The sequence below is a fragment of the Enterobacter ludwigii genome (assembly GCA_023023105.1).
Lineage (GTDB): Bacteria > Pseudomonadota > Gammaproteobacteria > Enterobacterales > Enterobacteriaceae > Enterobacter > Enterobacter adelaidei.
The window spans coordinates 195,994-218,963 of the sequence record CP083824.1; the positions used below are offsets into that span (position 1 = coordinate 195,994).

The 22,970-nt window shown below is 53.0% G+C and carries 21 protein-coding genes and 5 tRNA genes; 21 read left to right on the forward strand and 5 right to left on the reverse strand.

Annotated features, from left to right (window positions below; all coding sequences use genetic code 11):
* Window positions 1–22: 22 nt before the first annotated feature.
* Both LCD46_00895 and LCD46_00900 read right to left on the reverse strand, forming a co-directional pair.
* The gene (locus tag LCD46_00895; protein UOY70943.1) at window positions 23–1,039 is read right to left on the reverse strand and encodes a LacI family DNA-binding transcriptional regulator; all 1,017 of its coding nucleotides are present in this window, start codon (window positions 1,037–1,039) and stop codon (window positions 23–25) included.
* Window positions 1,040–1,136: 97 nt separating this feature from the next.
* Window positions 1,137–1,799, reverse strand: coding sequence for an OmpA family lipoprotein (locus LCD46_00900; protein ID UOY70944.1), 663 nt, complete (start codon window positions 1,797–1,799; stop codon window positions 1,137–1,139).
* Between the two features lie 163 nt (window positions 1,800–1,962).
* On the opposite strand from LCD46_00900, the gene LCD46_00905 reads away from it, so the two are divergent.
* On the forward strand, window positions 1,963–4,290 hold the full coding sequence (locus LCD46_00905; GenBank protein UOY70945.1) for a molybdopterin guanine dinucleotide-containing S/N-oxide reductase: 2,328 nt from the start codon (window positions 1,963–1,965) through the stop codon (window positions 4,288–4,290).
* Here LCD46_00905 and LCD46_00910 read toward each other — a convergent pair.
* On the reverse strand, window positions 4,253–4,699 hold the full coding sequence (locus tag LCD46_00910) for an N-acetyltransferase (GenBank protein UOY70946.1): 447 nt from the start codon (window positions 4,697–4,699) through the stop codon (window positions 4,253–4,255). The genes LCD46_00905 and LCD46_00910 overlap by 38 nt on opposite strands.
* Window positions 4,677–5,258 (reverse strand): DNA-3-methyladenine glycosylase I, encoded by a 582-nt coding sequence (gene tag / locus LCD46_00915; GenBank protein ID UOY70947.1) that lies wholly within the window; start codon window positions 5,256–5,258, stop codon window positions 4,677–4,679. Before tag ends, LCD46_00910 begins: the two co-directional genes overlap by 23 nt.
* A 162-nt stretch (window positions 5,259–5,420) precedes the next feature.
* On the opposite strand from tag, the gene LCD46_00920 reads away from it, so the two are divergent.
* The 9 genes from LCD46_00920 (at window position 5,421) to dppF (ending at window position 16,005) form a co-directional block, all read left to right on the forward strand.
* Window positions 5,421–6,119, forward strand: a complete 699-nt coding sequence (locus LCD46_00920) for an autotransporter domain-containing protein (GenBank protein UOY70948.1) — start codon at window positions 5,421–5,423, stop codon at window positions 6,117–6,119.
* Between the two features lie 238 nt (window positions 6,120–6,357).
* Window positions 6,358–7,560, forward strand: a complete 1,203-nt coding sequence (locus LCD46_00925) for an MFS transporter (protein ID UOY70949.1) — start codon at window positions 6,358–6,360, stop codon at window positions 7,558–7,560.
* A gap of 260 nt (window positions 7,561–7,820) precedes the next feature.
* Complete coding sequence (eptB, locus tag LCD46_00930) at window positions 7,821–9,512, forward strand: kdo(2)-lipid A phosphoethanolamine 7''-transferase (protein UOY70950.1); 1,692 nt, start codon at window positions 7,821–7,823, stop codon at window positions 9,510–9,512.
* A gap of 91 nt (window positions 9,513–9,603) precedes the next feature.
* Window positions 9,604–9,680: transfer RNA gene (locus tag LCD46_00935), tRNA-Pro, on the forward strand.
* A gap of 621 nt (window positions 9,681–10,301) precedes the next feature.
* Window positions 10,302–11,909 (forward strand): ABC transporter substrate-binding protein, encoded by a 1,608-nt coding sequence (locus tag LCD46_00940; protein ID UOY70951.1) that lies wholly within the window; start codon window positions 10,302–10,304, stop codon window positions 11,907–11,909.
* A 160-nt stretch (window positions 11,910–12,069) separates the two neighbouring features.
* Window positions 12,070–13,089 (forward strand): dipeptide ABC transporter permease DppB, encoded by a 1,020-nt coding sequence (gene dppB / locus LCD46_00945; GenBank protein UOY70952.1) that lies wholly within the window; start codon window positions 12,070–12,072, stop codon window positions 13,087–13,089.
* A 9-nt stretch (window positions 13,090–13,098) separates the two neighbouring features.
* The gene (gene dppC / locus LCD46_00950) at window positions 13,099–14,001 is read left to right on the forward strand and encodes a dipeptide ABC transporter permease DppC (GenBank protein ID UOY70953.1); all 903 of its coding nucleotides are present in this window, start codon (window positions 13,099–13,101) and stop codon (window positions 13,999–14,001) included.
* Between the two features lie 10 nt (window positions 14,002–14,011).
* Window positions 14,012–14,995 (forward strand): dipeptide ABC transporter ATP-binding protein, encoded by a 984-nt coding sequence (dppD, locus tag LCD46_00955; GenBank protein ID UOY70954.1) that lies wholly within the window; start codon window positions 14,012–14,014, stop codon window positions 14,993–14,995.
* Window positions 14,992–16,005 carry a dipeptide ABC transporter ATP-binding subunit DppF gene (dppF, locus tag LCD46_00960; GenBank protein ID UOY70955.1) on the forward strand — a complete coding sequence of 338 codons (1,014 nt, stop codon included), beginning with the start codon at window positions 14,992–14,994 and terminating at the stop codon, window positions 16,003–16,005. Before dppD ends, dppF begins: the two co-directional genes overlap by 4 nt.
* A gap of 44 nt (window positions 16,006–16,049) precedes the next feature.
* Here the strand turns inward: dppF and coaA are convergent, their stop codons facing one another.
* A complete protein-coding gene (gene coaA, locus LCD46_00965) occupies window positions 16,050–17,000 on the reverse strand; it encodes a type I pantothenate kinase (protein UOY70956.1) in 951 nt (316 codons plus the stop codon).
* Between the two features lie 317 nt (window positions 17,001–17,317).
* Here coaA and LCD46_00970 point away from each other — a divergent pair.
* The 11 genes from LCD46_00970 (at window position 17,318) to rplL (ending at window position 22,740) form a co-directional block, all read left to right on the forward strand.
* Window positions 17,318–17,393 (forward strand) — tRNA-Thr (locus tag LCD46_00970).
* An 8-nt stretch (window positions 17,394–17,401) separates the two neighbouring features.
* Window positions 17,402–17,486, forward strand: a tRNA-Tyr gene (locus LCD46_00975).
* 117 nt (window positions 17,487–17,603) lie between these two features.
* A tRNA-Gly gene (locus LCD46_00980) sits at window positions 17,604–17,678 on the forward strand.
* A gap of 6 nt (window positions 17,679–17,684) precedes the next feature.
* A tRNA-Thr gene (locus LCD46_00985) sits at window positions 17,685–17,760 on the forward strand.
* Between the two features lie 118 nt (window positions 17,761–17,878).
* Complete coding sequence (tuf, locus tag LCD46_00990; GenBank protein UOY70957.1) at window positions 17,879–19,063, forward strand: elongation factor Tu; 1,185 nt, start codon at window positions 17,879–17,881, stop codon at window positions 19,061–19,063.
* 229 nt (window positions 19,064–19,292) lie between these two features.
* Window positions 19,293–19,676, forward strand: a complete 384-nt coding sequence (gene secE, locus LCD46_00995) for a preprotein translocase subunit SecE (protein ID UOY70958.1) — start codon at window positions 19,293–19,295, stop codon at window positions 19,674–19,676.
* A gap of 1 nt (window position 19,677) precedes the next feature.
* Window positions 19,678–20,223 carry a transcription termination/antitermination protein NusG gene (gene nusG / locus LCD46_01000; GenBank protein ID UOY70959.1) on the forward strand — a complete coding sequence of 182 codons (546 nt, stop codon included), beginning with the start codon at window positions 19,678–19,680 and terminating at the stop codon, window positions 20,221–20,223.
* Window positions 20,224–20,379: 156 nt separating this feature from the next.
* Window positions 20,380–20,808: a 50S ribosomal protein L11 gene (gene rplK, locus LCD46_01005; GenBank protein ID UOY70960.1), complete on the forward strand. Its 429-nt coding sequence runs from the start codon at window positions 20,380–20,382 to the stop codon at window positions 20,806–20,808.
* Between the two features lie 3 nt (window positions 20,809–20,811).
* On the forward strand, window positions 20,812–21,516 hold the full coding sequence (gene rplA / locus LCD46_01010; protein UOY70961.1) for a 50S ribosomal protein L1: 705 nt from the start codon (window positions 20,812–20,814) through the stop codon (window positions 21,514–21,516).
* Window positions 21,517–21,807: 291 nt separating this feature from the next.
* Window positions 21,808–22,305, forward strand: coding sequence for a 50S ribosomal protein L10 (rplJ, locus tag LCD46_01015; protein ID UOY70962.1), 498 nt, complete (start codon window positions 21,808–21,810; stop codon window positions 22,303–22,305).
* Window positions 22,306–22,371: 66 nt separating this feature from the next.
* On the forward strand, window positions 22,372–22,740 hold the full coding sequence (gene rplL, locus LCD46_01020; protein UOY70963.1) for a 50S ribosomal protein L7/L12: 369 nt from the start codon (window positions 22,372–22,374) through the stop codon (window positions 22,738–22,740).
* Window positions 22,741–22,970: the final 230 nt, after the last annotated feature.

Consider the following 22,970-nt stretch of genomic DNA (forward strand, 5'->3'; position numbering starts at 1 on the left):
TGATCGGTATCACAAGGGAAAATTAACGCGCGGTGGAGCCGCGAACGATCAGCTCGCCGGAGAAGACCTGCTCGCGTACGGCATCACTGGTGCCTTCAATACGACGAACCACTTGTTCTACAGCAGCATAGCCAATCTGCCAGGTGGGTTGTTTGAGGGTGGTAATGCCGACGCCTGCCAGTTCCGCCCACTCCAGTTCATCGAACCCCAGCAGACCGATATCGCTGCCCCAGTGCAGGCCAATGCGTTTGAGCGAGCGGGCGACTTGCAGCGTCAGAGCCCCGTTGGCGGAAATGACGGCTTTGCGCATTCCACGATGCCGGGTGTGGAACTGGCGCAGGGTATTGTCGAGTCGATCGGCTTCGTGCAGCGGGGTTTCGGCATTTTCGGCGATCACTCCGGGATAACGTTCCAAAGTGGCGCGAAATGCACTCAAACGCTCGCGACGCGTGTTAACCATCCCCAGTGGTTCACTCAGAAATAGAATGGCTTCGAAACCCTGTTCGATCAGATGCTCGGTGGCGGTAGTGGCGGCCTGGGTGTTATCCAGTCCGACGACATCGCAGGCGAATTCAGGAATTTTACGGTCAATCAGGACCATAGGCAGGGACGATTGTTGAAGGCGGTTTAGACCTTCTTCACGCATACCCACGGCGTTAACCACAATCCCTTCCACCTGGTAGCTACGCAGCAGATCGAGATAATGCAGCTCCTGGTCGACTTCGTTGTTGGTGTTACAGACCAGTGGCGTAAAACCTTTCTCACGACAGGCGGCTTCAATACCGCTCAGCACGTTTACGGAGTAGGGGTTGGTGATATCGGCGATGATAAGCCCAATAAGACGGGTACGTCCCCGTTTGAGCCCGCGTGCCATGATACTGGGGCGGTAGTCGAGATCGGCAATGGCCTGTTCAATACGAGCCAGCAGCGCATCGGACAACAGGTGTTTTTCGCCGTTGAGATAGCGCGAAATGCTGGTTTTACCGGTTTTGGCTGCTTTCGCCACGTCGCTGATGGTGGCCCGGGCTGGTTTGCTCATCGCTGATTTCCCTGAATTTAGTGAGAATACCTTAGCGGGAAAATCAACGATGGCAAGTGGTTCATACCCTCTCCTGCGAGGAGAGGGGGAAATGCGATTACTGCACAGGGCTTAACGTAATCTCAACGCGGCGGTTTTGCGCTTTGCCTTCCGCCGTGCTGTTGCTGGCGATAGGGTTGGCAGGACCCATTCCGCTGGTGCGGATGCGGTTCGCTTCAACGCCCTGAGTGATCAGCGAGCTGGCCACGGAATCGGCACGCTGTTGAGACAGACGCATGTTCAGATCCTGGCTACCGGTGCTGTCGGTGTAGCCAATCACATTCACGGCGGTCTTGTTATACTCTTTCAGTACCATTGCCACACCTGTCAGGGTGTTCGCACCCGCAGGTTTCAGCGTCGCGCTGCTGCTGTCGAAGGTAACATTGTTCGGCATGTTCAGAATGATGTTGTCGCCACTACGCGTCACACTCACGCCGGTTCCCTTCATTTTGTCGCGCAGTTTCGCTTCCTGCACGTCCATGTAATAGCCGACGCCACCGCCCAATGCGGCTCCCGCCGCTGCGCCAATCAGTGCGCCTTTGCCACGGTCTTTCTTGGAGGAGGAGAGCGCGCCAACGCCAGCCCCTACCAGCGAGCCGATACCCGCGCCGATGCCGGATTTACCCGCCTGGCTTTCACCGGTGTAAGGGTTAGTTGTGCAGCCAGAAACAGCCAGTGCACCGCTCACCAGAGCGGCAATAACGAGTACGCGTTTTTTCATCTTCTTTCCTTAATCCTTTTTATTCTTTGCCACGGCGAGCGTGGCAGTTGATTATGACGTCCAGATACGGAGAAAATTCCGGGTATTACTCTGAAATTTGTGACAAACCATAAACTGCCTCAACAAGAAGGCGGTAAACCTGCACGCAACCAGGAGCGCACGCTTGAGCACCTCAACGAAAACCATTCTGACCGCCGCCCACTGGGGGCCGATGCTGGTCGAAACCGATGGCGAAAATGTTCTGTCGTCCCGCGGGGCATTGCCAACCCAACATCCCAACTCGTTACAGACCACCGTTCGCGATCAGGTGCATAGCAAAACGCGCGTGCGCTGGCCGATGGTGCGTAAAGGTTTTCTGGCCTCGCCGGACAAACCGCAGGGAATCCGTGGTCAGGATGAGTTTGTTCGCGTGAGCTGGAATGAGGCGCTGGCGTTGATTCACGCCCAGCATAAGCGCATTCGCGATACCTGGGGACCGTCGTCCATTTTTGCCGGGTCTTACGGCTGGCGTTCTAACGGCGTGCTGCACAAGGCCTCGACGCTGCTGCAGCGCTATATGAGCCTGGCGGGAGGCTATACCGGTCATCTGGGGGATTACTCCACCGGCGCGGCGCAGGCGATCATGCCGTACGTGGTGGGGGGAAACGAAGTTTATCAGCAACAGACCAGCTGGCCGCTGGTGCTGGAGCATACCGACGTGGTGGTGCTGTGGAGCGCTAACCCTCTCAACACATTGAAAATTGCCTGGAATGCCAGCGACGAACAGGGTATTGGGTATTTCGACGCGCTGCGCAAAAGCGGCAAGCGCATCATCTGCATTGACCCGATGCGCTCTGAAACCATGGATTTCTTCGGCGACAGTGCCGAGTGGATTGCCCCGCATATGGGCACCGACGTGGCGATGATGCTGGGTATCGCCCATACGCTGGTCGAAAACGGCTGGCACGATGGCGAATTCCTGAGGCGTTGTACCACTGGCTTCGATAAATTCGCTGAATACCTGACGGGCCAATCCGATGGGGTAGCGAAAACGGCAGAGTGGGCGGCAAATATTTGCGGCGTTACTGCGGATAAAATCCGCGAACTGGCGGCGTTATTCCATAAAAATACCACGATGTTAATGTCCGGCTGGGGAATGCAGCGCCAGCAGTTTGGCGAGCAGAAACACTGGATGCTGGTGACGCTTGCCGCAATGCTTGGGCAGATCGGCACGCCGGGCGGGGGTTTTGGTCTCTCCTATCACTTTGCGAACGGCGGTAACCCAACGCGTAAAGCGGCGGTGCTGGCGTCTCTGCAAGGCTCGGTGCAGGGCGGCGTGGATGCCGTGGATAAAATCCCGGTGGCGCGTATTGTTGAAGCCCTGGAAAACCCGGGGGGGTTTTATCAGCACAATGGGCTGGACCGTCACTTCCCGGATATTAAATTTGTCTGGTGGGCGGGCGGGTCGAACTTCACGCATCATCAGGATACCCATCGCCTGATCCGCGCCTGGCAGAAACCAGAGCTGGTGGTGATCTCAGAGTGCTTCTGGACAGGTTCGGCCAAACACGCCGATATTGTGCTCCCGGCAACCACCTCGTTTGAGCGTAACGATCTCACCATGACCGGTGACTACAGCAACCAGCATATGGTGCCAATGAAGCGCGTTGTGTCCCCGCGTGATGAAGCTCGCGATGATTTCGAGGTGTTTGCTGAACTGAGCGAGCTGTGGGAAGCAGGTGGCCGCGAGCGTTTTACCGAAGGTAAAACCGATCTGCAGTGGCTTGAGACGTTCTACCAGATAGCCAGCCAGCGCGGTGCCGCCCAGGGTGTGACACTCCCACCGTTTACTGAATTCTGGGAAGCGAACCAGATATTCGAGATGCCCGAGAGTGAACAGAACGCGCAGTTTGTTCGTTTTGCCGATTTCCGCCGTGACCCGGAGAGCCACCCGCTGAAAACCGAGAGCGGAAAGATCGTGATCTACAGCGAGCGCATCGCCAGCTTCGGGTATGCCGACTGCCCGCCACACCCTATGTGGCTCGAGCCGGACGAGTGGCACGGTAATGCCCAGCCGGAGCAGCTCCAGGTGTTGTCTGCCCATCCTGCGCACCGCCTGCACAGCCAGCTTAACTATACCTCGCTGCGCGAACGGTATGCGGTTGCCGGGCGAGAACCGATCACGTTGAATATCCTCGATGCCAAAGCCCGTGGGATTGTAGACGGTGACGTGGTGCGCGTCTGGAACCAGCGGGGACAGGTCCTGGCCGGTGCGGTGGTCAGTGACGGGATTAAACCGGGTGTTCTGTGCATTCACCAGGGGGCATGGCCAGATCTTGAGCCGGCCGAAGGCGGTATCTGTAAAAACGGGGCGGTTAACGTACTGACCAAAGATCTCCCCAGCTCGAAGCTGGGGAATGGTTGTGCAGGGAATACGGCACTGGCATGGGTCGAAAAGTATGAGGGACCCGAGCTTACCTTAACGGCGTTTGATCCGCCTGCCAGCTCATGATCCAGGTCGGATGTTGGGTGTCATCCTGCCAGGCGCTGTTTTCGATGCGAAAGCCCTGAGCATGGTAGAAATTCACCGCCCGGACATTTTTCTGGTACACCTCCAGGCTTAAATACGGGAAGTGCTGTTGAACATGGTTCAGCAGCGCTTGCCCGATGCCTTTCCCGATGAACGGTGGTGCAACAAACAGTGCCCCGACAAATTTAGACTGCATCACGCTGATAAATCCGCAGGGTTCGCCATCCTTTTCCCAGACCCAGGTTTCAGCCGAAGGCAGGTAAACGTCCCGCACCATCGCCTCGTTCTCTTTCCAGTAACTCGCCTCGATAAACGGATGCGCTTCTGTGGTGCTTTCAAGCCATAGGCTCAGAAGTGGCGCGGTATTCTCATTTTGCCATTTGCGGATCATGATGGCCTCCCGGATGACAGAAGCAGCCGGTAACGTGGTCGTTGACCAGGCCACAGGCCTGCATAAAGGCGTAGCAGATGGTGGAGCCGACAAATTTAAAACCGCGTTTTTTCAGGGCCTTAGAGAGTGCATCTGATTCAGGCGTCGATGCCGGGATCTCTGCCAGCGTGGCGGCGTGGGTGATTTGCGGATCGTTATTCACAAACGACCAGACAAAGTCTGAGAATGATTCGCCGTTTTGTTCCATCGCCAGCCAGGCGCGTGCATTGCCGATGATGGCCTGAATTTTACCGCGATGGCGGATGATGCCGGCATCCAGCACCAGTCTTTCGACGTCCTCATCGGTCATGGCGGCGACGGCGACAGGATCAAACTGGTGGAAGGCATTGCGGTAGTTTTCACGTTTCTTGAGCACAGTAATCCACGACAAACCCGCCTGCTGACCCTCCAGGCAGATCATCTCAAAGAGTTTTTTACCATCTTTCTCCGGCACGCCCCATTCCTGGTCGTGATAGTCGATATACAGCTGATCCTGGCTTACCCAACCGCAACGTTCCATCCGTCATCTCCCTTATTGATACTGATTTTGCAAATATTTCGTTCTGACTGGCTTGACGTGTTTACTATAAAGACAATAGTTAATACAGGGCCATATGCTCTATAAGCTCTTCCTGAATAACGACAAATATCGCCGAATTCGGCTCTCTCTGGGGTCGCGTTGATGATGATAAAAAAAATCAGTGGTCGCCATGCTGCTTCTGGCCTGGTGGGAATTTCAGCCTGCCTGTTTTTTTGTAATACAGCGTCTGCCTGGCAACAGGAATATATCGTTTCAGACGCCCAAAATAATACGGCGGAACGCTATACATGGGACGCGGATCACCAACCGCGTTATGAGGATATTCTTGCTGAGCGTATTCAGACTTCACAAAATGCGCCAGGTCTTGCCCTGAATGTACCGTCTGGCAGTACGACAGAGGGGGCAATGAGCGTGGGCTGGAATTTTCCCGTTTCAGCGCATATCACTACCGGCCCTGTCGTGGCGTGGCGGTACGACGGCACGGCTCCCATGATGATCAACGAATTTGGTGATAGCGCGTCGACACAGTCAGTCACTGACCCGCTCTGGCATGCCAGTGTTAGCACGCTGGGCTGGCGCGTGAATACCCAGTACGGCGATCTTCGTCCGTGGGCACAGATCAGCTATAACCAGCAGTTTGGTGAAAACCAGTGGAAATCTCAGTTTGGCATGCCGCAAACCCCAGCCCCGGTACAAAACGGGAGCTGGATGGATGTGACGGTCGGTACGGATATTCCGTTTAACACGCATGTAGCGGCCTATGCGTCGCTCGCTCAAGGGGAACGCGCCACCACAGGTGAGGAATTTATGTACACCCTGGGCGTGAGTGCGAATTTCTAGAGTTGTTACTTTTTTAAACGTTACGGTAACATCTCAAATACAATAGCCATAGGGGTTGTAGCGATAGCAGGTACTAACACGCTATCGCTTCATTCCCCCACAAGGTCATTCATTCCTGATTCCAGGCATTTCATTCCATTCTTCCTGCATTTCATGCCGTTTTACCCCAGGTCTTTTAAGGTTTTGTTTATCGTTGTCCTCAGCGAACTTCCTTAATTTCTCTTGCAGGACAACTGCCATGAACACATCAACTTATAACCGTACGCGCTGGCTAACGCTCTTTGGTACCATCGTCACCCAGTTTGCGTTGGGTTCGGTCTATACCTGGAGCCTGTTTAACAGCGCACTTTCCGATAAGCTCGGCGCACCGGTCAGCCAGGTTGCATTCTCCTTTGGGCTACTGAGTCTCGGGTTGGCGCTCTCGTCTTCCGTCGCGGGCAAGCTGCAGGAGCGTTTTGGTGTGAAGCGTGTGACCATGGCGTCCGGCATTCTGCTGGGCGTGGGTTTTTTCCTGACGGCACACTCCAGCAACCTGATGATGCTGTGGTTGAGCGCCGGGGTACTGGTGGGGCTGGCAGATGGTGCAGGTTACCTGTTGACACTCTCGAACTGCGTGAAGTGGTTCCCGGAACGTAAAGGCCTTATCTCTGCGTTTGCCATCGGTTCTTATGGCCTGGGCAGCCTCGGTTTTAAATTTATCGATTCTCATCTGCTGGCTTCCGTTGGTCTCGAAAAAACCTTCATGATCTGGGGGGTTATCGTTCTGGTCATGATCCTCTTTGGTGCTACGCTGATGAAAGATGCGCCTCAGCAGGAGGTTAAATCCGTGAACGGTGTGGTGGAGAACGATTTCACCCTGGCGCAATCTATGCGTAAACCGCAGTACTGGATGCTGGCGGTGATGTTCCTGACGGCCTGCATGAGTGGTTTGTACGTCATCGGTGTGGCGAAAGATATCGCTCAGGGAATGGTGAAACTGGATGCGGCAACGGCTGCGAATGCGGTGACCGTGATCTCCATTGCCAACCTTTCCGGGCGTCTGGTGCTGGGTATTCTGTCTGACAAAATCGCCCGTATCCGTGTGATTACGATTGGCCAGGTTGTTTCGCTGGTGGGCATGGCGGCGCTGCTTTTCGCACCTCTGAATGAAGCGACCTTCTTCGCGGCGATTGCCTGCGTTGCGTTCAACTTCGGTGGCACCATTACGGTCTTCCCGTCACTGGTGAGCGAATTCTTTGGTCTTAACAATCTCGCGAAAAACTACGGTGTTATTTATCTTGGCTTCGGGATCGGCAGTATCTGCGGTTCGCTGATTGCCTCACTGTTCGGTGGGTTCTATGTGACCTTCTGCGTGATCTTCGCCTTGCTGATCATTTCGCTGGCGCTGTCTACGACGATTCGACAGCCGCAGCGGGAAGTCTTTAAAGAAGCGCATGCCTGACAACGAAGAAAAAGGCCGGTCATCCGGCCTTTTTCTTATCGAACAATACTGCCTTTAGACGCATTTGTCGGATTCTGGGTCTGCTTTTTTGTAAATAACTGTACCGATCACACTCTCTGCTGCCACTTTTTCCCTTCCCTGTGGTCTACTTACCACGCTTGTAGTCGTTTCATTGAACGATCCCCTGAGCGTATGTCTAATCTGTCCACTTTTTATATTGAGGTGGGCGGCTGTACTGTCCCTTTTTCCGGGTAGATTGCATGAAATACATTAAATCGATGGCGCAACAAAAGCTGTGCTTTTTGCTGGCGTTGTACATCGGCCTGTTTATGAATGGCGCAGTGTTTTTCCGTCGGTTCGACGGTTACGCGCAAGATTTTACCGTCTGGAAAGGAATTGCAGCGGTTGTCGAATTGGTCGCTGCTGTACTGGTCACCTTCTTTTTATTCCGTATTCTTACGCTGTTTGGCCGTCGCGTCTGGCGAGTGCTGGCGACGTTTATCGTGCTGTGCTCGGCAGGGGCCAGCTATTACATGACCTTTATGAACGTTGTCATTGGCTACGGCATTATCGCCTCGGTGATGACCACGGACATCGATCTCTCTAAAGAAGTGGTTGGGCTGCATTTTGTACTCTGGCTGGTGGCCGTGAGTGCCCTGCCGCTGCTCCTTATCTGGAGTAACCGTTGCCGGTATACGCTGGTTCACCAGATCCGCACGCCGGGAAAACGTTTCAGAAGCGTGGCGATAGTTCTGCTGGCCGGTCTGATGGTCTGGGGACCTATTCGTCTGCTGGAAGTGAAACAGAAATATGATGAGCGTACCTCTGGCGTGGATCTGCCAAGCTACGGTGGTGTGGTCGCCAACTCTTATTTACCGTCTAACTGGATCTCCGCGCTGGGGTTATACGCGTGGGCGCAGGTGGATGAGTCTTCTGATAATAAATCGTTGATTAACCCGGCGAAGAAATTCACTTATGTCGCGCCAAAAGATATCGATGATACCTATGTCGTCTTTATTATCGGGGAAACTACGCGCTGGGATCATATGGGTATTCTTGGCTATGACCGCGATACCACACCAAAAATGGCACAGGAGAAAAACCTGATTGCCTATCGCGGTTATTCCTGCGACACCGCCACCAAGCTCTCCTTACGCTGCATGTTCGTACGCGAGGGTGGGGCGAGCGATAACCCACAACGTACCCTGAAAGAGCAAAACGTCTTCTCGGTGCTGCATCAGCTTGGGTTTACGTCTGACCTCTATGCGATGCAGAGCGAGATGTGGTTCTACAGCAACACCATGGCCCAGAACATTTCTTATCGCGAGCAGATTGGTGCGGAGGCGCGTAACCGTGGCAAGCCTGTCGATGACATGCTGCTGATTGACGAGATGAAACTGTCTCTGAACGGAAATCCTGATGGTAAGCATATGATCATTCTGCATACTAAAGGGTCGCACTTTAACTACACCCAGCGCTACCCGCGCAGCTTTGCCAAATGGACGCCGGAGTGCGTTGGCGTGGATAAAGACTGCTCTAAAGCGCAGCTGATTAACTCCTACGACAACTCGGTGATGTATGTGGATCACTTTATTGATTCGGTGATTGACCAGGTCCGCGATAAGAAAGCGATTGTGTTCTATGCGGCTGACCACGGTGAATCCATCAATGAGTTCGAGCACCTGCACGGTACGCCACGTAAGATGGCTCCACCGGAGCAGTTCCGCGTGCCAATGATTGTGTGGATGTCTGACAAGTATCTGGAAGATCCGGAGAAAGCGAAGATGTTTGCTCAACTGAAGAAAGAAGCTGATATGAAGGTACCGCGTCGTCATGTTGAGCTGTACGACACCATTTTAGGTTGCCTGGGTTACACCTCACCAGATGGCGGTATTAACGAAAATAACAACTGGTGCAAACTCCCTGATCGCACCTCCAAAGCCGCGCAGTAGCTCGCCTGGCGAGAATATCGCCAGTTGAATGGCTTTTTGAAAATAAGGGATTGACGGGGGCGCACCTCAGCAGTAAGATGCGCTCCGCATTCGGCGAGTAGCGCAGCTTGGTAGCGCAACTGGTTTGGGACCAGTGGGTCGGAGGTTCGAATCCTCTCTCGCCGACCACATTCTAAAAAAGGGCTAACCGTAAGGTTAGCCCTTTTTGCATTAGAGCCTTAACCCGCCAGACTAACCAAAACGCCTCTTATCCCTGCTTCTCCCTGCCTGTTAACGATTTTGTGACATAATCCATTGTATTTTTTTATATATAGATTGATCTTTTTTCGCGTTGCTTATGGATAACCTCAGCATTTTTCGCTGTGCGTTTTAACGTTCGTGGAATTTAGTGCTCAGATAATCGCCATTCTGTAAGAAAATTTACCCATTCTGAATAAAAGTTAATCACTAATTGTTGCGAAATATGAAGATATTTGTGCTGCAAGATAGCGAGTAGCATAAATTTCCCTGCTGAAAACTGGCATGCATAGTTTTTTTAATCTTTGTTTGCGGTTTCTCACACTCAGCGTAAATCCCCGCCACCTGTATTGACGTTTTCACATTCTGTTGACAGATTGTAGGGCATGAGGGGCATTTCAGGGACGATCTGCGCTGCAACTCAAACGCTCTTCTGAAAGGATTCTCCATCCCTTTAACGCCTTAGGGCATCACCGACCGGACCGGGTAAAAAATAAATAAAGGTCAGGCGGCGTAACACAACAAAGCAAAACATCACATTGGAGCAGAATAATGAGTATTTCCTTGAAGAAGTCAGGGATGCTGAAGCTTGGTTTGAGCCTGGTGGCGATGACCGTGGCAGCAAGCGTACAGGCAAAAACCCTGGTTTACTGTTCTGAAGGCTCGCCGGAAGGCTTTAACCCACAGCTCTTTACCTCTGGTACGACTTACGACGCAAGCTCTGTACCGATCTATAACCGTCTGGTTGAATTCAAAACCGGTACCACGGAAGTTGTTCCTGGTCTGGCTGAGAAGTGGGACGTCAGCGAAGACGGTAAAACCTATACCTTCCACCTGCGCCAGGGCGTGAAGTGGCAGGACAGCAAAGAATTCAAACCCACGCGCGACTTCAACGCCGATGACGTGGTGTTCTCCTTCGACCGTCAGAAAAACGCTCAGAACCCGTACCACAAAGTGTCTGGCGGCAGCTATGAATACTTCGAAGGGATGGGGCTGCCAGATCTGATCTCTGAAGTGAAAAAAGTTGACGATAAAACCGTGCAGTTCGTGCTGACTCGCCCGGAAGCGCCATTCCTGGCTGACCTGGCGATGGACTTCGCGTCTATTCTGTCTAAAGAATATGCAGATAACATGCTGAAAGCCGGTACGCCGGAAAAAGTGGACCTGGATCCAATCGGTACCGGCCCATTCCAGCTGCTGCAGTACCAGAAAGATTCTCGCATCCTGTATAAAGCGTTCCCGGGCTACTGGGGTACGAAACCTCAGATCGACCGTCTGGTGTTCTCCATCACGCCTGATGCGTCTGTGCGTTATGCAAAACTGCAGAAAAACGAATGCCAGGTTATGCCATACCCGAACCCGGCTGATATCGCTCGCATGAAGCAGGATAAGAATATCAACCTGCTGGAGCAGGCTGGCCTGAACGTGGGCTATCTCTCCTTTAACACCGAGAAGAAACCGTTTGATGATGTGAAAGTGCGTCAGGCGCTGACTTACGCGGTGAACAAAGAAGCGATCATCAAAGCCGTTTACCAGGGCGCAGGCGTAGCCGCTAAGAACCTGATCCCACCAACAATGTGGGGCTACAACGACGACGTTAAAGACTACAGCTACGATCCTGAGAAAGCGAAAGCACTGCTGAAAGAAGCAGGCCAGGATAAAGGCTTTACCGTTGAACTGTGGGCGATGCCGGTACAGCGTCCGTATAACCCGAACGCACGCCGTATGGCGGAAATGGTTCAGGCTGACTGGGCGAAGATTGGCGTACAGGCCAAGATTGTGACCTACGAGTGGGGCGAGTACCTGAAGCGCGCCAAAGCGGGTGAGCACCAGGCGGTAATGATGGGCTGGACCGGTGATAACGGGGATCCGGACAACTTCTTCGCCACCCTGTTCAGCTGTGCTGCTGCGAAAGACGGTTCCAACTACTCTCGCTGGTGCTACAAGCCGTTTGAAGACCTGATCCAGCCGGCGCGTGCGACCGACGATCACAACAAACGTATTGAACTGTACAAGCAGGCTCAGGTTGTTATGCACGATCAGGCTCCGGCGCTGATTGTTGCTCACTCCACCGTTTACGAGCCAGTGCGTAAAGAAGTGAAGGGCTACGTGGTTGATCCACTGGGCAAACACCACTTCGAAAACGTATCGGTTGAATAATAAGTAGGGTGTTCTCCCTCTCCCCCGGGAGAGGGCAGGGGTGAGGGACGTGCATGCATCCCCTCACCCTAACCCTCTCCCGACGGGAGAGGGAATTTACATTTGTGAGCAATACAGACGTCACGCCATTGGTCGTGCGTCATCAGAGAGAATCCGGGTTATGTTGCAGTTCATCCTCCGACGTCTGGGACTTGTTATCCCCACGTTTATCGGTATCACCCTTCTCACTTTTGCCTTCGTCCATATGATCCCCGGCGACCCGGTAATGATTATGGCGGGCGAGCGTGGTATTTCCCCTGAGCGCCATGCACAGCTGCTGGCTGAGCTTGGTCTGAACAAGCCGCTGTGGCAGCAGTACCTCAACTATATCTGGGGCGTGTTGCACGGTGATTTGGGTATTTCGCTGAAAAGCCGTCTTCCGGTGTGGGATGAGTTCGTGCCGCGTTTCAAAGCGACACTCGAACTTGGTGTCTGCGCCATGATTTTCGCCACTGCGGTGGGTATTCCTGTTGGAGTCCTGGCTGCGGTTAAACGTGGCTCTATTTTTGACCATACTGCTGTGGGCCTGGCGCTGACCGGCTATTCCATGCCTATCTTCTGGTGGGGCATGATGCTGATTATGCTGGTATCGGTGCAGCTTAACCTGACGCCGGTCTCCGGGCGCGTCAGTGATATGGTCTTCCTCGATGATTCCAACCCGTTGACCGGCTTTATGCTGATTGATACGGCTATCTGGGGCGAAGAGGGCAACTTCATTGATGCTGTCGCGCACATGATCCTGCCTGCAATGGTGCTCGGTACGATTCCTCTGGCGGTGATTGTGCGTATGACCCGTTCATCCATGCTGGAAGTACTGGGTGAGGATTATATCCGCACCGCGCGCGCCAAAGGCCTGACGCGTATGCGTGTCATCATCGTTCATGCGCTGCGTAACGCCATGCTGCCGGTGGTGACCGTTATCGGTCTGCAGGTGGGTACGTTGCTGGCAGGTGCGATCCTGACCGAAACCATCTTCTCCTGGCCAGGCCTGGGGCGTTGGCTGATTGACGCGCTGCAACGCCGTGACTATCCGGTCGTGCAGGGCGGTGTGCTGCTGGTTGCGACGATGATTATCCTCGTTAACCTGCTGGTCGATTTGCTGTACGGCGTGGTGAACCCGCGTATTCGTCATAAGAAGTAAGGGGCCATCATGTCACAACTTTCTGAAAATAAAGTGGTTGCTGCACCGGTTCCAATGACGCCGCTGCAGGAATTCTGGCACTACTTCAAGCGCAACAAAGGCGCGGTAGTGGGGCTGGTCTATGTCTCTATCATGATCCTGATTGCGGTGTTTGCGAACGTCCTGGCACCGTATAACCCGGCGGATCAATTCCGTGATGCTCTGCTAGCACCTCCTGCGTGGCAGGACGGTGGTAGCCTGGCGCACCTGTTAGGTACCGATGATGTGGGTCGTGACGTGTTGTCGCGTCTGATGTACGGTGCACGTCTGTCGCTGCTGGTCGGCTGCCTGGTGGTGGTGCTTTCCCTGATCATGGGGATTGTACTGGGTCTGGTTGCCGGTTACTTCGGTGGTATCGTTGATAACATCATCATGCGTATCGTCGATATTATGCTGGCTCTGCCAAGCCTGTTGCTGGCACTGGTGCTGGTGGCGATCTTCGGTCCGTCGATTGGTAACGCTGCGCTTGCATTGACCTTCGTGGCGCTTCCTCACTACGTACGTTTAACGCGTGCGGCGGTGCTGGTGGAAGTGAACCGTGATTACGTCACGGCGTCTCGCGTGGCGGGTGCAGGCGCTATGCGTCAGATGTTCGTCAATATCTTCCCTAACTGCCTTGCGCCGCTGATTGTTCAGGCGTCGCTCGGTTTCTCTAACGCCATTCTTGATATGGCCGCTCTTGGCTTCCTGGGCATGGGTGCGCAGCCGCCAACACCGGAGTGGGGCACTATGCTCTCCGACGTGTTGCAGTTCGCACAAAGCGCCTGGTGGGTCGTCACCTTCCCGGGTCTGGCGATTCTGCTGACGGTGCTGGCATTTAACCTGATGGGTGATGGTCTGCGTGATGCACTTGATCCCAAACTGAAGCAGTAAGAGGCACGAGATGGCGTTATTAAATGTAGATAAATTATCGGTGCACTTCGGCGATGAAGGCACCCCGTTTCGCGCCGTGGACCGCATCAGCTACAGCGTAAATCAGGGCGAAGTGGTTGGCATCGTAGGGGAGTCAGGTTCCGGTAAGTCGGTAAGCTCGCTGGCAATTATGGGGCTGATTGATTACCCAGGCCGCGTAATGGCGGAAAACCTGCAGTTCAACGGTCAGGATCTGAAGCGTATTTCCGAAAAACAGCGCCGCCAGCTGGTGGGCGCGGAAGTGGCGATGATTTTCCAGGATCCAATGACCAGCCTGAACCCGTGCTATACCGTCGGTTTCCAGATTATGGAAGCGATTAAGGTGCATCAGGGCGGGAACAAGAAAACCCGTCGTCAGCGCGCGATCGATCTGCTGAACCAGGTCGGGATTCCTGACCCGGCATCGCGTCTGGACGTTTATCCGCATCAGCTCTCTGGCGGCATGAGCCAGCGCGTGATGATCGCGATGGCGATTGCCTGTAGGCCAAAACTGCTGATCGCGGATGAACCGACGACCGCGCTGGATGTAACCATTCAGGCGCAAATCATCGAGCTGCTGCTGGAACTGCAGCAGAAAGAGAATATGGCGCTGGTGCTGATTACGCACGACCTGGCGCTGGTGGCCGAAGCGGCGCACAAAATCATCGTGATGTATGCCGGCCAGGTGGTGGAGACCGGAAGTTCGCACGATATCTTCCGCGCGCCGCGTCATCCGTATACTCAGGCTCTGCTACGTGCACTGCCGGAGTTTGCCCAGGACAAAGCGCGGCTGGCGTCACTGCCGGGCGTGGTGCCGGGTAAATTTGACCGTCCGCAGGGCTGTCTGCTCAATCCGCGCTGCCCGTATGCGACGGACAAATGCCGGGCAGAAGAGCCAGAGCTGAACCAGCTGGCTGACGGTCGTCAGTCGAAATGCCACTACCCACTCGATGATGCCGGGAGGCCAACACTATGAGTACGCAACAGGCCACCACGCAACAACCGCTGTTGCAGGCCATCGACCTGAAAAAACACTACCCGGTGAAGAAGGGGATTTTTGCCCCTGAGCGCCTGGTGAAAGCGCTGGATGGCGTCTCCTTTACCCTCGAACGCGGTAAAACGCTGGCGGTGGTCGGGGAGTCGGGCTGCGGTAAATCGACGCTGGGCCGTCTGCTGACGATGATTGAAACGCCAACCGGTGGTGAGCTTTACTATCAGGGGCAAGATCTGCTCAAGCATGATCCGCAGGCACAGAAACTGCGTCGCCAGAAAATCCAGATTGTGTTCCAGAACCCGTATGGCTCTTTGAACCCGCGTAAAAAAGTGGGACAGATCCTGGAAGAGCCGTTGCTGATTAACAGCAATCTGAGCAAAGAGCAGCGTCGGGAAAAAGCGCTGGCGATGATGGCGAAAGTTGGCCTGAAAACTGAACATTACGACCGCTACCCGCATATGTTCTCCGGTGGACAGCGTCAGCGTATCGCTATTGCACGTGGTCTGATGCTCGACCCGGATGTGGTGATTGCCGATGAACCGGTTTCGGCACTCGATGTTTCCGTCCGCGCGCAGGTGCTGAACCTGATGATGGACTTGCAGCAGGAACTTGGGCTCTCTTACGTGTTCATCTCGCACGACCTTTCAGTGGTGGAGCACATTGCTGATGAAGTGATGGTGATGTATCTGGGGCGTTGCGTGGAGAAGGGGACGAAAGATCAGATCTTTAATAATCCTCGTCACCCGTATACCCAGGCACTGCTTTCCGCGACGCCGCGTCTGAACCCGGACGATCGTCGTGAGCGTATTAAGCTGACGGGCGAGTTGCCAAGCCCGCTGAATCCGCCTCCGGGGTGTGCATTCAACGCCCGCTGCAGTCGTCGCTTCGGTCCTTGCACCCAGCTCCAGCCACAGCTGAAGGATTATGGTGGTCAACTGGTCGCCTGCTTTGCAGTCGATCAGGATGAAAATGGCGAAAAGCCACATGCTTAAAACAAAAAAACCGGCGTTAAGCCGGTTTTTTTATCTCTGCGCTATTATTTCCGCAAGCGAATCTGGTCGACAGCGTGCTTCTCGCTCTTGGTGAGGATTAAGCTCGCACGCTCGCGCGTTGGCAGGATGTTCTCTTTCAGGTTCACGTAGTTGATCTCGTTCCACAGCCCTCTTGCCACATTAACCGCTTCTTCTTCAGAAAGCTGGGCGTAGTGATGGAAATAGGAGTCCGGATCAGTGAATGCCCCCTCACGGAACTTCAGGAAGCGGTTGATATACCAGTTCTGGAGTAAATCTTCCGGCGCATCGACATAAATAGAGAAATCGACAAAATCGGAGACAAACACATGATGCGGATCGTGAGGATAGTCCATTCCGCTTTGCAGAACGTTCAGCCCTTCCAGAATCAGGATATCCGGCTGGACCACCGTTTTATCTCCGTCCGGGATGCGATCGTAGATCAGGTGTGAATACACCGGCGCAGTCACGTGAGGCACGCCCGATTTCAGGTCAGAAACAAATTTCACCAGACGGTGCATATCATAAGAGAGCGGGAAGCCTTTCTTCTTCATCAGCCCGCGTTCTTTTAGTACTTCGTTTGGATGCAGGAAGCCATCGGTGGTGATCAGCTCCACGCTGCGGTGCTCCGGCCAGCGGCTCAGCAGCGCCTGCAGGACACGCGCAGTCGTGCTTTTACCCACGGCCACGCTACCCGCAATACTAATGATATAAGGAATGCGTTGACCATTCGTCCCGAGGAACTGTTCCAGCACCGCCTGACGGCGCAGGTTGGAACTTATATAGAAGTTAAGCAAGCGAGAGAGGGGGAGATATATTTCTGCGACCTCTTCCAGGGACAGGTCTTCGTTTATCCCTTTTAACCGTGCGATTTCACCTTCCGTCAGCGTCATAGGGACGGAATCACGCAGGGCAGCCCACTGGCTGCGGTTAAAATGAAGATAAGGTGTCATTAACGATTGCTCTTTTTTGCTCATAAGCATGCTTCAGTGAGCCAGCACAATACTGCCGGATCATGGCTCATCACACAGTTAATTTTGGACAATGGGCAGGAGGTTAACACCAGATGACAGGAATAATAAGAAAAAAGATGGAAAGCGCTGCGTTACGCGTAAGCCGTCACGCTACGGTGTATACCGTGCAAATCAGCGTGATATGTTGAATATTTGACCTCGAATGACTACTTTTACAGCGTTCAGCACGCTGTTCGCATAAAATGTGAGCGAAAGAACGTTTTATGCAAATTTTTAGTTGCATGACTGCGCAGGTATCCATAGAATGCGCGCTACTTGATGCCGACTTAGCTCAGTAGGTAGAGCAACTGACTTGTAATCAGTAGGTCACCAGTTCGATTCCGGTAGTCGGCACCATCAAGTCCGGTGGGGTTCCCGAGCGGCCAAAGGGAGCAGACTGTAAATCTGCCGTCACAGACTTCGAAGGTTCGAATCCTTCCCCCACCACCACTTTCTGGCAGCGTTAATGCCGCCGGAGCTGGTTGGAAAAATTAACCAGCTCAAACTTAAAAAGAGAGAAATCTCTTTTTTTGTTACAGAAAGAACTGGGTAGCCGAGTTTCAGGATGCGGGCATCGTATAATGGCTATTACCTCAGCCTTCCAAGCTGATGATGCGGGTTCGATTCCCGCTGCCCGCTCCAATACGTGCTGATATGGCTCAGTTGGTAGAGCGCACCCTTGGTAAGGGTGAGGTCCCCAGTTCGACTCTGGGTATCAGCACCACTTCACTTCTCCTTCCCGTTTCTCTCTGTTTCAATTTTACTGTATTCAACAATTCAGGCATTTCGCCTGGTTGATGTGGTGATATCACCGATTTATCCGTGTCTTAGAGGGACAATCGATGTCTAAAGAAAAGTTTGAACGTACAAAACCGCACGTTAACGTCGGTACTATCGGCCACGTTGACCATGGTAAAACAACGCTGACCGCTGCAATCACTACCGTTCTGGCAAAAACCTACGGTGGTTCTGCTCGCGCATTCGACCAGATCGATAACGCACCAGAAGAAAAAGCTCGTGGTATCACCATCAACACCTCTCACGTTGAGTACGACACCCCGACTCGCCACTACGCACACGTAGACTGCCCAGGCCACGCCGACTATGTTAAAAACATGATCACCGGTGCTGCGCAGATGGACGGCGCGATCCTGGTTGTTGCTGCGACTGACGGCCCAATGCCTCAGACCCGTGAGCACATCCTGCTGGGTCGCCAGGTAGGCGTTCCTTACATCATCGTGTTCCTGAACAAGTGCGACATGGTTGATGACGAAGAGCTGCTGGAACTGGTAGAGATGGAAGTTCGTGAACTGCTGTCTCAGTACGATTTCCCAGGCGACGATACCCCAATCGTTCGTGGTTCTGCTCTGAAAGCGCTGGAAGGCGACGCAGAGTGGGAAGCGAAAATCATCGAACTGGCTGGCTTCCTGGATTCTTACATCCCAGAACCAGAGCGTGCGATTGACAAGCCATTCCTGCTGCCAATCGAAGACGTATTCTCCATCTCCGGTCGTGGTACCGTTGTTACCGGTCGTGTAGAGCGCGGTATCATCAAAGTTGGTGAAGAAGTTGAAATCGTTGGTATCAAAGAGACTGCGAAGTCTACCTGTACTGGCGTTGAAATGTTCCGCAAACTGCTGGACGAAGGCCGTGCTGGTGAGAACGTTGGTGTTCTGCTGCGTGGTATCAAACGTGAAGAAATCGAACGTGGTCAGGTTCTGGCGAAGCCAGGCTCAATCAAGCCACACACCAAGTTCGAATCTGAAGTGTACATTCTGTCCAAAGACGAAGGCGGCCGTCATACTCCGTTCTTCAAAGGCTACCGTCCACAGTTCTACTTCCGTACTACTGACGTGACCGGTACCATCGAACTGCCAGAAGGCGTAGAGATGGTAATGCCAGGCGACAACATCAAGATGGTTGTGACTCTGATCCACCCAATCGCGATGGACGACGGCCTGCGTTTCGCAATCCGTGAAGGCGGCCGTACCGTTGGCGCGGGCGTGGTTGCTAAAGTTCTCGGCTAATTGCTGATAACATTTGACGCAATGCGCAATAAAAGGGCATCATTTGATGCCCTTTTTGCACGCTTTCACGTCAGAACCTGGCTCATCAGTGATTATTTTTGTCATAATCATTGCTGAGACAGGCTCTGCAGAGAGCGTATAATTCGAAAAGCGAATTAGCATTTCGATTTGGTTTGCCTCGCGATCGCGGGGTGAAAATGTTTGTAGAATACTTCTGACAGGTTGGTTTATGAGTGCGAATACCGAAGCTCAAGGGAGCGGGCGCGGCCTGGAAGCGATGAAATGGGTAGTGGTAGCCGTTCTGCTGATCGTAGCGATTGTTGGCAACTACCTTTATCGTGACATTATGCTGCCGCTACGTGCGCTTGCAGTGGTAATTCTGATTGCTGCAGCGGGTGGTGTCGCGCTGTTGACGACGAAAGGCAAAGCGACTGTCGCTTTTGCTCGCGAAGCGCGTACCGAAGTCCGCAAGGTAATTTGGCCGACTCGCCAGGAAACATTGCACACCACGCTGATTGTAGCGGCGGTTACCGCTGTAATGTCACTGATCCTGTGGGGACTGGATGGTATTCTGGTTCGCCTGGTATCCTTTATCACTGGCCTGAGGTTCTGAGATGTCTGAAGCCCCTAAAAAGCGCTGGTACGTCGTTCAGGCGTTTTCCGGTTTTGAAGGCCGCGTAGCAACGTCGCTGCGTGAGCATATCAAATTACACAACATGGAAGAGTTATTTGGCGAAGTTATGGTTCCGACCGAAGAAGTGGTCGAGATCCGTGGCGGCCAACGTCGCAAAAGCGAGCGTAAATTCTTCCCGGGTTACGTGCTGGTTCAGATGGTTATGAACGACGCGAGCTGGCACCTTGTGCGCAGCGTACCGCGTGTGATGGGCTTTATCGGCGGCACATCTGACCGTCCGGCGCCAATCAGCGACAAAGAAGTTGATGCGATTATGAACCGCCTGCAGCAGGTGGGTGATAAGCCGCGTCCGAAAACGCTGTTTGAACCGGGTGAAATGGTTCGTGTTAATGACGGTCCATTTGCTGACTTTAATGGTGTGGTTGAAGAAGTGGACTACGAGAAGTCCCGCCTGAAAGTCTCTGTTTCTATCTTCGGTCGTGCGACCCCGGTAGAACTGGACTTTGCCCAGGTCGAAAAAGCCTAAGCAGCGATCAAAAAAGCGACGATTTAATCGTTGCACAGGGCGCGAGATTGGAATACAATTTCGCGCCTTTTGTTTTTATGGGCAACGGCCCGTAAAACGAATTTTATTCACGGGGAGCCTCGCTGAGGCGTTATTACCCAATCAGAGGATTTTAGAATGGCTAAGAAAGTACAAGCCTACGTCAAGCTGCAGGTTGCAGCTGGTATGGCGAACCCAAGTCCACCAGTTGGTCCAGCTCTGGGTCAGCAGGGTGTGAACATCATGGAATTCTGTAAAGCGTTCAACGCAAAAACTGAATCCCTGGAAAAAGGTCTGCCAATCCCAGTCGTAATCACTGTTTACGCTGACCGTTCTTTCACTTTCGTTACCAAAACCCCTCCAGCAGCAGTTCTGCTGAAGAAAGCGGCTGGTATCAAGTCTGGTTCCGGTAAACCGAACAAAGACAAAGTGGGTAAAATTTCCCGCGCTCAGCTGCAGGAAATCGCGCAGACCAAAGCTGCCGACATGACTGGTGCCGACATTGAAGCGATGACTCGCTCCATCGAAGGTACTGCACGTTCCATGGGCCTGGTAGTGGAGGACTAAGAAATGGCTAAACTGACCAAGCGCATGTCCGTGATCCGTGACAAAGTTGATGCGACCAAACAGTACGACATCAACGAAGCTATCGCTCTGCTGAAAGAACTGGCTACCGCTAAGTTCGTTGAAAGCGTTGACGTTGCTGTTAACCTGGGCATCGATGCTCGTAAATCTGATCAGAACGTTCGTGGTGCAACTGTACTGCCACACGGTACTGGCCGTTCCGTTCGCGTAGCTGTATTTACTCAGGGTGCAAACGCAGAAGCTGCTAAAGCTGCTGGCGCTGAACTGGTAGGTATGGAAGATCTGGCTGACCAGATCAAGAAAGGCGAAATGAACTTCGACGTTGTTATCGCATCTCCAGATGCAATGCGCGTTGTTGGCCAGTTGGGCCAGGTTCTGGGTCCACGCGGCCTGATGCCAAACCCGAAAGTGGGTACCGTTACTCCTAACGTTGCTGAAGCGGTTAAGAACGCTAAAGCAGGTCAGGTTCGTTATCGTAACGACAAAAACGGCATCATCCACACCACCATCGGTAAAGTGGACTTCGACGCTGACAAACTGAAAGAAAACCTGGAAGCTCTGCTGGTTGCGCTGAAAAAAGCAAAACCAACTCAGGCGAAAGGCGTGTACATCAAGAAAGTTAGCATCTCCACCACCATGGGTGCAGGTGTTGCAGTTGACCAGGCTGGCCTGAGCGCTGCTGCAAACTAATGCCTTTACGTGGGCGGTGATTTTGTCTACAATCTTACCCCCACGTTTGCTAACGAAAGTTAGCGGCTAAAAGATTTGTTCGTTGGAGCCTGGCCTATCCAGGCCTCCGTCGAAGACCGCAGGTGTTTCGTAAGAGACTTAATCCCCTGCGTAGACGGTGACAGAACGCTAAGATTATTTTTTGAATACTCTGGCTTGTTTCTGCTCACCGTATTTAGACGCTCTTCCCGTTGGGTCGAGTGAAGTGAGTTCCGGAACATGAGTTCCGGCAAACATCCAGGAGCAAAGCTAATGGCTTTAAATCTTCAAGACAAACAAGCGATTGTTGCTGAAGTCAGCGAAGTAGCCAAAGGCGCGCTGTCTGCAGTAGTTGCGGATTCCCGTGGCGTTACTGTAGACAAAATGACTGAACTGCGTAAAGCAGGTCGTGAAGCTGGCGTATACATGCGTGTTGTTCGTAACACCCTGCTGCGTCGCGTAGTTGAAGGTACTCCATTCGAGTGCCTGAAAGACACGTTTGTTGGTCCGACCCTGATTGCATACTCTATGGAACACCCGGGCGCTGCTGCTCGTCTGTTCAAAGAGTTCGCGAAAGCGAATGCAAAATTTGAGGTCAAAGCTGCAGCCTTTGAAGGTGAGTTGATCCCGGCATCGCAAATCGATCGCCTGGCAACCCTGCCGACCTACGAAGAAGCAATTGCACGCCTGATGGCAACCATGAAAGAAGCTTCGGCTGGCAAACTGGTTCGCACTCTGGCTGCTGTTCGCGATGCGAAAGAAGCTGCTTAATCGCAGTTGTCTTTATAAAGCATTTGCTTACGTATAAACTTATTCTGATTTTCAGGAACAATTTAAATGTCTATCACTAAAGATCAAATCATTGAAGCAGTTGCAGCTATGTCCGTAATGGACGTTGTAGAACTGATTTCTGCAATGGAAGAAAAATTCGGTGTTTCTGCTGCTGCCGCTGTAGCTGTTGCTGCTGGCCCAGCTGCTGACGCTGCTGAAGAAAAAACTGAATTCGACGTAATTCTGAAAGCTGCAGGCGCTAACAAAGTTGCTGTTATCAAAGCAGTACGTGGCGCAACTGGCCTGGGTCTGAAAGAAGCTAAAGACCTGGTAGAATCTGCTCCAGCTGCGCTGAAAGAAGGCGTGAGCAAAGACGACGCAGAAGCACTGAAAAAATCTCTGGAAGAAGCTGGCGCTGAAGTTGAAGTTAAATAAGCCAACTTTTCTGGTTGCAGCCTAAGTAATTAGGCTGATGGCTGGTGACTTTTTAGTCACCAGCCTTTTTGCGCTGTAAGGCATCAGTAGCATTTCACACTGTTTGACTGCTGGTTGTCCTGACAATGCTTGTTTCTATCGACGACTTAATATATTGCGACAGGGTGCTCGCTCTGTGTAAATCGCAACGAAATGGTTTAAGCGTGATAGCAACAGGTATTGCGGAAAGT

Excerpts from the sequence above, each read along its gene's own strand:
- LCD46_00900 (UOY70944.1), bottom strand. The coding sequence starts at position 1,799 with ATGAAAAAACGCGTACTCGTTATTGCCGCTCTGGTGAGCGGTGCACTG.
- LCD46_00910 (UOY70946.1), bottom strand. The coding sequence starts at position 4,699 with ATGATCCGCAAATGGCAAAATGAGAATACCGCGCCACTTCTGAGCCTA.
- rplA (UOY70961.1), top strand. The coding sequence starts at position 20,812 with ATGGCTAAACTGACCAAGCGCATGTCCGTGATCCGTGACAAAGTTGAT.
- LCD46_00940 (UOY70951.1), top strand. The coding sequence starts at position 10,302 with ATGAGTATTTCCTTGAAGAAGTCAGGGATGCTGAAGCTTGGTTTGAGC.
- nusG (UOY70959.1), top strand. The coding sequence starts at position 19,678 with ATGTCTGAAGCCCCTAAAAAGCGCTGGTACGTCGTTCAGGCGTTTTCC.
- LCD46_00925 (UOY70949.1), top strand. The coding sequence starts at position 6,358 with ATGAACACATCAACTTATAACCGTACGCGCTGGCTAACGCTCTTTGGT.
- tag (UOY70947.1), bottom strand. The coding sequence starts at position 5,258 with ATGGAACGTTGCGGTTGGGTAAGCCAGGATCAGCTGTATATCGACTAT.
- dppC (UOY70953.1), top strand. The coding sequence starts at position 13,099 with ATGTCACAACTTTCTGAAAATAAAGTGGTTGCTGCACCGGTTCCAATG.
- coaA (UOY70956.1), bottom strand. The coding sequence starts at position 17,000 with ATGAGCAAAAAAGAGCAATCGTTAATGACACCTTATCTTCATTTTAAC.
- dppB (UOY70952.1), top strand. The coding sequence starts at position 12,070 with ATGTTGCAGTTCATCCTCCGACGTCTGGGACTTGTTATCCCCACGTTT.
- rplL (UOY70963.1), top strand. The coding sequence starts at position 22,372 with ATGTCTATCACTAAAGATCAAATCATTGAAGCAGTTGCAGCTATGTCC.
- rplJ (UOY70962.1), top strand. The coding sequence starts at position 21,808 with ATGGCTTTAAATCTTCAAGACAAACAAGCGATTGTTGCTGAAGTCAGC.
- dppF (UOY70955.1), top strand. The coding sequence starts at position 14,992 with ATGAGTACGCAACAGGCCACCACGCAACAACCGCTGTTGCAGGCCATC.
- LCD46_00895 (UOY70943.1), bottom strand. The coding sequence starts at position 1,039 with ATGAGCAAACCAGCCCGGGCCACCATCAGCGACGTGGCGAAAGCAGCC.
- rplK (UOY70960.1), top strand. The coding sequence starts at position 20,380 with ATGGCTAAGAAAGTACAAGCCTACGTCAAGCTGCAGGTTGCAGCTGGT.
- LCD46_00920 (UOY70948.1), top strand. The coding sequence starts at position 5,421 with ATGATGATAAAAAAAATCAGTGGTCGCCATGCTGCTTCTGGCCTGGTG.
- dppD (UOY70954.1), top strand. The coding sequence starts at position 14,012 with ATGGCGTTATTAAATGTAGATAAATTATCGGTGCACTTCGGCGATGAA.
- secE (UOY70958.1), top strand. The coding sequence starts at position 19,293 with ATGAGTGCGAATACCGAAGCTCAAGGGAGCGGGCGCGGCCTGGAAGCG.
- eptB (UOY70950.1), top strand. The coding sequence starts at position 7,821 with ATGAAATACATTAAATCGATGGCGCAACAAAAGCTGTGCTTTTTGCTG.
- tuf (UOY70957.1), top strand. The coding sequence starts at position 17,879 with ATGTCTAAAGAAAAGTTTGAACGTACAAAACCGCACGTTAACGTCGGT.